This window comes from Streptococcus suis (assembly GCF_016775005.1).
Taxonomy (GTDB): Bacteria; Bacillota; Bacilli; order Lactobacillales; family Streptococcaceae; genus Streptococcus; species Streptococcus suivaginalis.
Window position 1 is genome coordinate 166936 of record NZ_JAEUXI010000005.1, and the last position, 10322, is coordinate 177257.

14 protein-coding genes are annotated in these 10322 nt (G+C 42.1%); 12 read left to right on the plus strand and 2 right to left on the minus strand.

Features of this window, described 5'->3' with window-relative positions:
* Positions 1 to 15: 15 nt before the first annotated feature.
* Positions 16 to 369: a DUF3397 domain-containing protein gene (locus JNG37_RS07250; protein WP_158456592.1), complete on the minus strand. Its 354-nt coding sequence runs from the start codon at positions 367 to 369 to the stop codon at positions 16 to 18.
* Positions 370 to 442: 73 nt separating this feature from the next.
* On the opposite strand from JNG37_RS07250, the gene JNG37_RS07255 reads away from it, so the two are divergent.
* The 5 genes from JNG37_RS07255 to yghU all read left to right on the plus strand — a co-directional run bounded on the left by JNG37_RS07255 (position 443) and on the right by yghU (position 3409).
* The gene (locus tag JNG37_RS07255) at positions 443 to 925 is read left to right on the plus strand and encodes a thioredoxin domain-containing protein (protein ID WP_158456590.1); all 483 of its coding nucleotides are present in this window, start codon (positions 443 to 445) and stop codon (positions 923 to 925) included.
* 131 nt (positions 926 to 1056) lie between these two features.
* Positions 1057 to 1482, plus strand: coding sequence for a 50S ribosomal protein L11 (gene rplK, locus JNG37_RS07260; RefSeq protein ID WP_105116783.1), 426 nt, complete (start codon positions 1057 to 1059; stop codon positions 1480 to 1482).
* A 40-nt stretch (positions 1483 to 1522) separates the two neighbouring features.
* Positions 1523 to 2212 (plus strand): 50S ribosomal protein L1, encoded by a 690-nt coding sequence (gene rplA, locus JNG37_RS07265; RefSeq protein ID WP_004194879.1) that lies wholly within the window; start codon positions 1523 to 1525, stop codon positions 2210 to 2212.
* Positions 2213 to 2318: 106 nt separating this feature from the next.
* Positions 2319 to 2609: a hypothetical protein gene (locus JNG37_RS07270; protein ID WP_158456588.1), complete on the plus strand. Its 291-nt coding sequence runs from the start codon at positions 2319 to 2321 to the stop codon at positions 2607 to 2609.
* A gap of 8 nt (positions 2610 to 2617) precedes the next feature.
* Positions 2618 to 3409, plus strand: coding sequence for a glutathione-dependent disulfide-bond oxidoreductase (gene yghU, locus JNG37_RS07275; RefSeq protein WP_158456586.1), 792 nt, complete (start codon positions 2618 to 2620; stop codon positions 3407 to 3409).
* A gap of 391 nt (positions 3410 to 3800) precedes the next feature.
* On the opposite strand, the gene JNG37_RS07280 is transcribed toward yghU, so the two are convergent.
* On the minus strand, positions 3801 to 4745 hold the full coding sequence (locus JNG37_RS07280; protein ID WP_158456584.1) for a beta-1,6-N-acetylglucosaminyltransferase: 945 nt from the start codon (positions 4743 to 4745) through the stop codon (positions 3801 to 3803).
* 193 nt (positions 4746 to 4938) lie between these two features.
* Between JNG37_RS07280 and pyrH the strand changes: the two genes are divergently transcribed.
* The 7 genes from pyrH (at position 4939) to JNG37_RS07315 (ending at position 10178) form a co-directional block, all read left to right on the plus strand.
* Entirely contained in the window at positions 4939 to 5670 is a 732-nt protein-coding gene (pyrH, locus tag JNG37_RS07285) for a UMP kinase (protein ID WP_158456582.1), read from the plus strand.
* Positions 5671 to 5702: 32 nt separating this feature from the next.
* Positions 5703 to 6260, plus strand: a complete 558-nt coding sequence (frr, locus tag JNG37_RS07290) for a ribosome recycling factor (RefSeq protein ID WP_158456580.1) — start codon at positions 5703 to 5705, stop codon at positions 6258 to 6260.
* A 65-nt stretch (positions 6261 to 6325) separates the two neighbouring features.
* Entirely contained in the window at positions 6326 to 7180 is an 855-nt protein-coding gene (locus JNG37_RS07295) for a CvfB family protein (RefSeq protein WP_158456578.1), read from the plus strand.
* 9 nt (positions 7181 to 7189) lie between these two features.
* Positions 7190 to 8110: a 2-dehydropantoate 2-reductase gene (locus tag JNG37_RS07300; protein ID WP_158456576.1), complete on the plus strand. Its 921-nt coding sequence runs from the start codon at positions 7190 to 7192 to the stop codon at positions 8108 to 8110.
* An 18-nt stretch (positions 8111 to 8128) separates the two neighbouring features.
* Positions 8129 to 9499 (plus strand): DUF1958 domain-containing protein, encoded by a 1371-nt coding sequence (locus JNG37_RS07305; RefSeq protein ID WP_158456574.1) that lies wholly within the window; start codon positions 8129 to 8131, stop codon positions 9497 to 9499.
* Between the two features lie 2 nt (positions 9500 to 9501).
* A complete protein-coding gene (locus tag JNG37_RS07310) occupies positions 9502 to 9957 on the plus strand; it encodes a DUF1801 domain-containing protein (protein ID WP_158456572.1) in 456 nt (151 codons plus the stop codon).
* Positions 9958 to 9962: 5 nt separating this feature from the next.
* Positions 9963 to 10178, plus strand: coding sequence for a YozE family protein (locus JNG37_RS07315; protein ID WP_158456570.1), 216 nt, complete (start codon positions 9963 to 9965; stop codon positions 10176 to 10178).
* Positions 10179 to 10322 lie beyond the last annotated feature (144 nt).

Sequence of the window (10322 nt, forward strand, 5' to 3'; positions counted from 1 at the left end):
CCAATTATCAGCCTGCTATTTCAGGGTGAACAAGGTGATGACAAGAGCTAGGTAGAAGAGGAAGGTCAAAATGAAACCAGATCGCCAGAAAAATTTGAAAAAGCGACGGTAGGAAAAGGTTCGTTTTTTAAACAGAAAGAAGCTAGCAATCCCAATAGCTAAGAGTCCCAAGAGGAGGACCAAATGGGGAAGTAAGCTGTGGTAAAATATCCGATCTGAAATGATGTAGGATTCGATGAAATAGAGTGGGAAGGCAATGTCTGCAAAGTTCCAACCCTTCTTTTCCAAGCCGAATAGTTTGACAGCTATGATGGAAGCTGTTAGTGTAAGAATTAAGAAAAGAATCGAAGCAATTTTTAGAATAATCATAGCTTCATTCTATAAAAAAATGAGGTAAATGTAAACCAGTTTCTAATAGAATGAAGAAGCTAGGAGAAAGAAGATGAAAAAAGTTATCGGAATTGGAATAGCCGTCCTTACCCTGGGCCTAGTTCTTGCTTATGTACTGATACGCCCCTTTGCAGCGACACGAGATCAATCTGCTTTAGACCATGAATGGTATGCTGAAGTTGTGACAGACTTTCAAGAAGTCAATGTAGGGGAAATCACAACCTTCTTGGCAGATGATGAAGAATTTGTCCTTTATGCGGGACGTTCAAGTTGCCTCTATTGTCACCAGTTTTTAAAGACCTATTCTGCAAGTCCAAAAAGTTTGCGGCCAAAGATTTATTTTTTAGATACCGAGGACCGGGAGGATAAGGATATCCAAGCCTTTCGACAACAATTTACCATCAAAACAGTTCCTTACATGGCTTATTTCTCAGATGGACAGGAAATTGACCGACTGGAGAAGGGCTCAAAAACCAGCCTGGAGGAAATGAAAACTTTCTTTCGTATGGTTCGCTCTGCACGAGCAGAAAAATAAGAAAAAGTGAGCATGAATGCTTGCTTTTTTTTGAATTTAGTGTATAATGAGGAGGTATGTGCAAAACACATATTTGTGGGAGGTAAAAATCTGTAATTACCGCCAAAACCACAATAGGAGGATTTTATATCATGGCTAAAAAAGTCGAAAAACTCGTAAAACTTCAAATTCCTGCAGGTAAAGCTACTCCAGCTCCACCAGTCGGACCAGCACTCGGTCAAGCAGGTATCAACATCATGGGATTCACAAAAGAGTTCAACGCTCGTACAGCTGACCAAGCTGGTTTGATCATCCCAGTCGTTATCTCTGTGTATGAAGATAAATCATTCACTTTCGTGACTAAAACACCACCAGCTGCTGTTCTTTTGAAAAAAGCTGCAGGTGTTGAAAAAGGTTCAGGTACACCAAACAAAACTAAAGTTGCAACAGTTACTCGTGCACAAGTACAAGAAATTGCTGAAACTAAAATGCCTGACTTGAACGCTGCATCTCTTGAAGCTGCAATGCGTATGATCGAAGGTACTGCTCGTTCTATGGGATTCACTGTTACTGACTAAGTAGCACCCAAGATTATCTGATTACAAGGAGACATATAACATGGCTAAAAAAAGCAAAAACTTGCGTGCTGCTCTTGAAAAAATCGACAGCACAAAACTTTACAGCGTAGAAGAAGCTGTTGCTCTTGCAAAAGAAACAAACTTCGCTAAATTTGACGCATCAGTTGAAGTTGCTTACAACTTGAACATCGACGTACGTAAAGCTGATCAACAAATCCGTGGTGCAATGGTATTGCCAAACGGTACTGGTAAAACTTCACGCGTTCTTGTTTTCGCACGTGGTGCTAAAGCAGAAGAAGCAAAAGCTGCTGGTGCAGACTTTGTTGGTGAAGACGACCTCGTTGCTAAAATCAACGGTGGTTGGTTGGACTTCGACGTTGTTATCGCAACTCCAGATATGATGGCAGTTGTTGGACGTCTTGGTCGCGTACTTGGTCCACGTAACTTGATGCCAAACCCTAAAACTGGTACAGTAACAATGGATGTTGCTAAAGCAGTTGAAGAGTCTAAAGGTGGTAAAATCACTTACCGTGCTGACAAAGCAGGTATCGTACAAGCTCTTATCGGTAAAGTATCATTTGACGCTGACAAACTCGTTGAAAACTTCAAAGCTTTCCACGATGTAATGGCTAAAGCTAAACCAGCTACAGCTAAAGGTACTTACATGACTTCAGTATCTATCACTACAACACAAGGTGTTGGTATCAAAGTTGATCCTAACTCACTTTAATCAATAGAAAGATTGTCTTAGGGCAATCTTTTTTTGCTAGGTGGCTTCTTGACAAAAGAGTCGGTTCTCACTATACTAAAAGAAATTTAGAAAGAGGAAACCGAAGATGAAACCAGTTGAAAAAACGGAATTTTATGATTACCTAGCAGCCGTTTATAATTTGCCAACAGGCTCTATTTCAGAAGCCCTGCGTGAAAAAATGCTGGAAGTCGCAGGTCGGCTAGATAGGGAAGAAAATCTCTACATACTTGCTGGATATCTTAACCGCTTTGTCAATGCAGAGCTGACAGCTCTGACTTGCCGAGCGCCTAAGGAATTGGTGCAACTAGCCCATTACCTTCAAGAGGTTCAAAACCATTATCGCTATGCCAGTCTTTTTCCAGGAAAGGTAAAATAGGAGAAAACATGACAGAATATACAAAACCACTCGTTTGGAAGTGGGAAGATGAAAATGACAACCGATCTGGCAACCGTCCAACAGCAGGTAGGCGTTTTGAACAAGTCTTACCCAAAGGAGACAAGCCCTTCCAAGTTTATTCTTTAGGAACGCCGAATGGAATTAAAGTTGCTATTATGTTGGAGGAGTTGAAAGAGTTGGGTATTTCGGAAGCTGATTATGACCTCTTTCTTATCAATATCGGTCAAGGAGATCAATTTGGCTCTGATTTTGTAAGCATCAATCCAAACTCTAAGATTCCTGCGCTTGTAGATTATTCTGAAAAAGAACCCGTTCGTGTTTTTGAATCAGCCAATATTCTCCTATATTTAGCAGAAAAATTTGATGCATTGATGCCGAAAGCTTGGGCGGAGCGGACAGAGGTCTTTAATTGGCTCTTCTGGCAAACTGGCGCCGCTCCATTTGTTGGTGGAGGATTTGGACATTTCTTCCATTATGCTCCGACAGCGCAAGAATATCCGATTAATCGCTATACAATGGAGACCAAGCGTCAGCTGGATCTCTTGGATCAACTATTGGCGACAAGAGAATATGTAGCTGGAAATACCTATACCATCGCAGATATTGCTATCTGGTCTTGGTATGGTCGCTTGGCACAAGGAGCCTTGTATCCAGGTTCTGCAGAGTTTCTGGATGTCGCTTCCTACCGTCACCTGACAGCTTGGGTGGAAAAGATTGCTCAAAGACCTGGGGTCCAACGGGGCCTAACAGCCAGCTATCAGGCAATCGAAGAAGTCTAGCCATCTAAGATTATCCGTCAGAGTAAGACTTGAAAATAACAAAAAGAACAAAGGCTTACTGAAAGTTTTTAGGAACCAGAAGCTTTTTGTTATAAATTGAGACATAATAAAAATACTTTTATAAGGTCAGCCTTCTGTCATCAACAGGGAACCAACGGATAAAAGTATTTTTCAGTTGCATTATTGGAAAGTATAGTGTTTTATAACAGTATGTGAGCTGGTGAGAACAGGTTAAGGAATAGATAAAAGTCTGAACTACAGAAGTCTTATAAGATGAATAAAAAAATGAGTAATATATTGTCTAATTAATGCAAATAATAAGGGCTCCTATTTTAGTTTATCAGAAATAGGAGTCTTCTTAGTATGTTGTTTTTTGAGAATATCCTAGTTTTTAGGCTTCCTTTACTTTTTCTTGAATAAAGTCTTTTAGACCAGGATATTTGTTTAGGTCGAATTTGCGAGTAAAGAAGTGTCCAAGTGCAATTCCTTGCTCGATTTGTGCCTTGTCATGGTCTGAATCTGTCCATTCGTACGGATGACCATCCCACCAGTTGACATATCGAAGATTACCTTGAAATTCATTAGGAATATCATTTACAGCTGGTTGGTGGTAGATGGTATCTAAGAGACCGGCTTTTTTGAGTGTCATCCCAAAGTAATATTCATCTGAGCAGAAAGTATGATGAAAATGTCTATTGATAAAATCTCTTTCAGAAAGAATTGCTGTCAGGACACGATGGTTGATTGATTTCCATTGTGAATAACCATCAAATCCCATTTCCTTACGTTTTCCATGCAAGCGATCGACACGAAGGATTGTTTGCAATTTGCTTTCAATAATTTGATAAGCACGTAAGATTTTTCGAGGAAAAGGGGATAGGTTTCGTGGCGTAATTTTTCTAAAAAAGTGATAATGTTCAACAACTCTATAAAGTTTAAGATCCTCTGCTTGTTTTTCATTGAAGCGTGTAACAAAGGTTTTATCTGCATGTTTCTGGAAAAAGTTGTGGATATAGTCTTGAGAACGAAGTGGTAGATCTGCTCCAGAAAGTAAATGATAGAAAGCGTACTCTTCATTGTCGCTTGCTGTTTGGTAAAGTAGGAGTTCACACTCAACAAGGGAAAAATGCCCCCAATAAACAGCCATTCGCGGAGTAAAATAAATCTTAGAATTCTGAGCAGAATTTTTGATAAGTGTGATGGTTTCATCTGATAATGCAGAACGCTTATCGATATGAATATAAATATCATTTCGTGGGTCATCTAGGAGTGACACTTGAAACGCAAGTTGTTCGAATTTATCATAGGCAATTATAAGATAAGCGTGTTTTTTCATCGTTCGTCCTTTTCAGTTTCAATCGTAGTATTCTTCTTATTCTACATTAATTGTTTAAGTTTTACAAGTTTTGAAAAATGTAATAGACACCATACTTTGTGTAGTCACATTTTCTTTTTTCTTGAAGAGATTTAGCTATATAAAATGAGAAATTTGTGGTAGAATAGTAGGGATAAAATAGAGGGGTGAGAAGATGAAACCAAAATATGAACGCATTTTGATCAAACTGTCTGGAGAGGCACTTGCTGGTGAACGTGGAGTCGGTATCGATATCAAGACAGTTCAGGAAATGGCAAGAGAAATCCAAGAAGTAGCGGATTCGGGTGTGCAAATCGCTTTGGTAATCGGTGGTGGTAACCTATGGCGCGGTGAGCCTGCTGCAGAAGCTGGTATGGATCGTGTGCAGGCAGACTACACAGGGATGCTTGGAACCGTCATGAACGCGCTCGTTATGGCAGATTCCCTCAAGCAGCTAGGTGTAGATACCCGTGTGCAAACTGCGATTGCTATGCAGTCTGTTGCTGAACCATACATCCGTGGACGTGCCCTTCGTCACCTTGAAAAAGGTCGTATTGTTATTTTCGGAGCAGGAATTGGTTCGCCTTATTTCTCAACGGATACAACAGCAGCCCTTCGTGCAGCCGAAATTGAAGCGGATGCCATTTTGATGGCTAAAAATGGTGTGGATGGTGTTTATAATGCTGATCCGAAGAAAGATGCCAATGCAGTTAAATTCAATGAATTGACCCACCGTGAAGTGATTAGCCGTGGCTTGAAAATCATGGATGCGACTGCTTCAACCTTGTCAATGGACAATGACATCGACTTGGTGGTGTTCAATATGAATGAACCTGGTAATATCAAACGAGTTGTATTTGGTGAACAAATTGGTACAACTGTCTCAAACTCATCTGTCGAAAACTAAACTACAAAAAAATTTATAAAGAAGGAAGTATTATGTCGAAAGAAATTATTGCGAAAGCCCAAGAGCGTATGAACCAGTCTCATCAAAGTTTGGCGCGTGAGTTCAGCCACATCCGTGCAGGTCGTGCCAATGCTAGTTTGTTGGACCGTATCTCGGTAGAATACTACGGGGCACCAACTCCCTTGAACCAATTGGCGGGGATTACTGTTCCTGAAGCGCGTGTTCTCTTGATTACACCATTTGACAAGTCAATCTTGAAAGATATCGAACGTGCCTTGAATGCTTCAGACCTTGGTTTGACACCACAGTCTGATGGTACGGTGATCCGCTTGGTTATCCCTGCATTGACAGAGGAAACACGTAAGAACTTGGCAAAAGATGTGAAAAAAGTTGGTGAAAACGCTAAGGTTGCTATCCGTAATATCCGTCGTGATGCTATGGATGAAGCGAAAAAAGCTGAAAAAGCCAAGGAAATCACTGAAGATGATTTGAAGACGCTTGAAAAAGATATTCAAAAAGTGACGGATGATGCCATCAAGACAATTGATAAAATGACTGCTGACAAGGAAAAAGAATTGTTAGAAGTGTAATACGCATGGAGGGGGGCGCAGATTCTGTCCTCCCTTTTTCAACATATTATAGAAAGAAGAGTGACATGACCAGTTTACTTGCAACTGTCGTGACCGGCATGGTTATCGACGAAAATGACCAATTTTATTTTGTTCAAAAAGAAGGACAAACCCTGGCCCTAGCCAAGGAAGAAGGCCCTCATCAAATCGGGGAATCCGTCAAGGGATTTGTCTATCCAGATATGAAACAACGTCTGCGGATGACCACCAAGGAAGTCAGCGCTAGCTTGACCAGCTTTGGTTGGGGTAGGGTAACGGAAGTTCGAAAGGACCTGGGTGTTTTCTTGGATACGGGTCTACCGGATAAGGAAGTTGTGGTGTCTTTGGATATCCTGCCTGAAATCAAGGAATTGTGGCCTAAAAAAGGGGATCAACTTTATGTTCGCTATCAGGTGGATAAAAAAGATAGACTGTGGGCTTTACCAGCTTTTCAAGAGGATTTTCAAAAGATGGCTGGCCCTGCTTATGACAATATGCAGAACCAAACCCTACGTGCCATTGTTTACCGTTTGAAGATGACGGGGACCTTTGTCTATCTGCCAGATAACAATATGTTGGGCTTTATTCATCCCAATGAACGCTACTCTGAACCGCGTTTGGGTCAGGAATTGGAAGTGCGGGTGATTGGCTATAGAGCGGTCGATCGGACGCTGAACTTATCCTTGAAACCACGCTCATTTGAGATGTTAGAAAATGATGCCCAGATGATTTTGACCTATCTGGAGAGCAATGGAGGCTTTATGACCTTGAACGACAAGTCTTCTCCGGAAGATATCAAAGCTACCTTTGGGATTTCCAAGGGGCAATTTAAGAAAGCTCTCGGTGGGTTGATGAAGGCTGGAAAAATCAAGCAAGATGCATTTGGAACGGAGACTATATAAGGAGGGACTATGTTAGTTTATATTGCTGGTGCGGGTGCTATGGGCTGTCGCTTTGGTTACCAATTGTCCAAAACGGAGAATGAAGTAATCCTGCTGGATAATTGGCCGGCTCATATCGAGGCAATTCGACAGGATGGCTTATTGATTACTGGTGATGTAGAAGATCGGGTACAGCTACCGATTATGCTGCCGACTGAGGCGACACGACAGGCAGATTTGATTATTCTTTTGACAAAGGCGGATCAGTTACCGAAAATGCTACAGGATATCAAGCCAATCATTGGCAAGGAAACCAAGGTTCTCAGTCTCTTGAATGGCTTGGGGCATGCGACAACAATGCGCCGTTTTGTGCCGGAAGAAAATATCATGGTGGGTGTGACTATTTGGTTGGCTGGTTTGAAAGGGCCAGGGCATGCCCATCTAGAGGGAACTGGTTCTATCTCCTTGCAAGACCTAGCTGGTCAGGTGGCAGCAGTGGCTCCGATCGTGGAAATGTTCAATCAGGCAGGTCTCAATGCGCAGTATGATGAGAATGTGATTCAGGCCATTTGGCAGAAGGCATGTGTCAATGGGACCATGAATCCTACCTGTACGATTTTGGATTGTACGATCGGTGAACTGTTTGGAACGGAATCTGGCTTGAATCTGGTGCAAGGTATCTTTAAAGAATTTATCGCTGTTGCCAAGGCAGAAGTTGGCAACATTGATGAAGAAGGCATTTGGAAGTATATAATGGATGCGTCTAAAAAAGCAGCAAGTCACTATCCTTCGATGCACCAGGATTTGGTTCAACATGGTCGCAAAACGGAAATTGATTTCTTGAATGGAGCAGTCGTCTTCAAAGGCAAAAGGGTGGGCATTCCAACTCCTTATTGTCAAATGGTGACGGATATGATCCATACCAAAGAAAGTATCTTAGGCTTGCGTTAGGATGGAGGGAGATTGAAAATGAAAAAGTTCATTCTGTTGGCTTGTGTTTTCTTGTTATCAATTTTCTCTCCATCTGTCAGGGCAGATGAACTGCTGGATTTGACAAGGGCGGCAGGCTATGAAGTGAGCGATATCAACCGTCCTAAGTCAAGCATTGTCATTGATGCCCATACAGGAACCATTGTCTGGCAGGATAATGTGGATGAGGTCCGCGATCCAGCCAGCATGAGTAAGGTCTTGACCTTATACATGACCTATCAGGCAATTGAAGCTGGGACCATTTCTGAGGATACCCTGGTTCGAGCAACAGAAAGTGACCAGGCGATTGCGGGCATCTATGCCATTTCAAACAATGCGATTGTCGCAGGTGTCGACTATACTGTTTCAGAATTGATTACCATGACGGCAGTTCCTTCTTCAAACATTGCGACGATTATGTTGGCCAATCTCTTGTCTAACAATGACCCAGATGCGTTTATGGACCAGATGAACGCCGTCTCGCAGGAACTGGGCATGACTAATTCTTATTGGTTTAACCCGAGTGGGGCAGCGGCTTCTTCTTTTGAGGGTTACTACAATCCGACTCGTTATGACCTTTATAGTGCTAACCAAACAACAGCGCGTGATATGGCTATTTTGACCTATCATTTTTTGAAAGATTATCCTGAAATTTTGGAACACACCAAGCACCCTGTGGTAACTGTTAAGGCTGGGACTCCTTATGAGGAAAGGTTCGAGACCTATAATTACTCCCTACCAGGTGCTCTGTATGGGATTGAGGGAGTCGATGGGTTAAAAACAGGCTCTAGTCCACGAGGTGCTTTCAACTACATTGCAACTGTCAATCGGAATGGGCAACGGTTTATTACGGTAATTATGGGGGTTGGTAGTTGGGAAGATCAAAATGGCGAATATTACCGCCACCCATTTGGTAATGCCTTGATGGAAAAGGCTTACGCTGAATTTGATTACCAGAAAGTTTTGGCAGCTGGACAGCAGGAAGTGGATGGCCAAGTTGTTAATCTGGAAGCGGATTTGTATGCAACGGTTCCAAAAGGTAGCAGTCCAAACCTGTCTATTGCTGATGGGCGGGTAGTCCTTGATACTGGTTTGGAGCAGGTCAGCCCAATGATTGCAGCAGGTCAGGCTGTGGAAGTGGTGAGTAACTCTGCTTCGTCAGGCACGAGCAGCCAGATAGAGACTCAAGCCACTCTTGCTAGTGGTATGCTCGATCAAGTGAAGCAGTGGTTGGCTTACTGGCCATGGTTGCTCCTTTTGATTTTCCTTATTTTGATGGGAATGCTTCACCATATGTTGAGTAGGAATCGGAGAAGACGAAAGCAGACCCAACAATCTGGACAGCGGTCTCGTAGAAATAGAAGAAGGTAACGATGTTATATGATGTTGAAAGTGTAGAGGCTTATTTTGAGGCTCTGCCAGAAAATCGCAGACAGGCAGTGGAGCATTTGCATCAGGTGATTCTGGGCCACCTGCCTGCGGGATTTGAGGTAGGTGTTTTAGGGGGCATGATAAACTACTATGTCCCTCTATCTGCCTATCCAGCTGGTTATCATTGTACGCCAGGGGAGCCTTTGCCATTTGTCGCTTTGGCTTCCCAAAAGGCCCATATCGCCCTTTACCATATGGGGATTTATATGGATAAGGACCTCAATGACTGGTTTGTATCAGCCTATCAAGAGCTGGTGCCGACCAAGTTAGACATGGGGAAATCCTGCATCCGCATGAAAAATCCCAAAAATATTCCCTTTGAATTGATTGGGGATTTAATCAGTCGGATGAGCATGGAAGGTTATATCTCCCTTTATGAAGAAAATCATAGAAAGTAAGCATTGTGAGAAAAAGTTTTTATACTTGGTTAATGGCCCAGCGTAATCCTAAGAGTGATGCGCCTGTGGCAATTTTGGCAGATTTTGCCTTTGAAGAATCGGATTTTCCCAAACAATCGGATGACTTTGATGTGGTCAGTCGTTTTTTGGAAGAATCAGCTAGCTTTAGCTTTTCCATGAGTGATTTTGATCGGATTTGGGAAGACTATTTGGAACATTGAGGGTGTGGAGTTCTCCACACCTTTTTTCTGTCCTTTTTACAGGTAAATGTAAAAAATAAACTACCTATAATAAATGGAATAATATACTGAATTTTGCTATACTGGAAATGATGAATAAAAACTTAGCACATAGAAAAAAGGAGG

Coding starts and splice junctions, on each gene's coding strand:
- JNG37_RS07305 (WP_158456574.1), top strand. CDS start 8,129: ATGAAAAAGTTCATTCTGTTGGCTTGTGTTTTCTTGTTATCAATTTTC.
- JNG37_RS07300 (WP_158456576.1), top strand. CDS start 7,190: ATGTTAGTTTATATTGCTGGTGCGGGTGCTATGGGCTGTCGCTTTGGT.
- frr (WP_158456580.1), top strand. CDS start 5,703: ATGTCGAAAGAAATTATTGCGAAAGCCCAAGAGCGTATGAACCAGTCT.
- rplA (WP_004194879.1), top strand. CDS start 1,523: ATGGCTAAAAAAAGCAAAAACTTGCGTGCTGCTCTTGAAAAAATCGAC.
- yghU (WP_158456586.1), top strand. CDS start 2,618: ATGACAGAATATACAAAACCACTCGTTTGGAAGTGGGAAGATGAAAAT.
- pyrH (WP_158456582.1), top strand. CDS start 4,939: ATGAAACCAAAATATGAACGCATTTTGATCAAACTGTCTGGAGAGGCA.
- JNG37_RS07250 (WP_158456592.1), bottom strand. CDS start 369: ATGATTATTCTAAAAATTGCTTCGATTCTTTTCTTAATTCTTACACTA.
- JNG37_RS07270 (WP_158456588.1), top strand. CDS start 2,319: ATGAAACCAGTTGAAAAAACGGAATTTTATGATTACCTAGCAGCCGTT.
- JNG37_RS07295 (WP_158456578.1), top strand. CDS start 6,326: ATGACCAGTTTACTTGCAACTGTCGTGACCGGCATGGTTATCGACGAA.
- JNG37_RS07255 (WP_158456590.1), top strand. CDS start 443: ATGAAAAAAGTTATCGGAATTGGAATAGCCGTCCTTACCCTGGGCCTA.
- JNG37_RS07310 (WP_158456572.1), top strand. CDS start 9,502: ATGTTATATGATGTTGAAAGTGTAGAGGCTTATTTTGAGGCTCTGCCA.
- JNG37_RS07280 (WP_158456584.1), bottom strand. CDS start 4,745: ATGAAAAAACACGCTTATCTTATAATTGCCTATGATAAATTCGAACAA.
- rplK (WP_105116783.1), top strand. CDS start 1,057: ATGGCTAAAAAAGTCGAAAAACTCGTAAAACTTCAAATTCCTGCAGGT.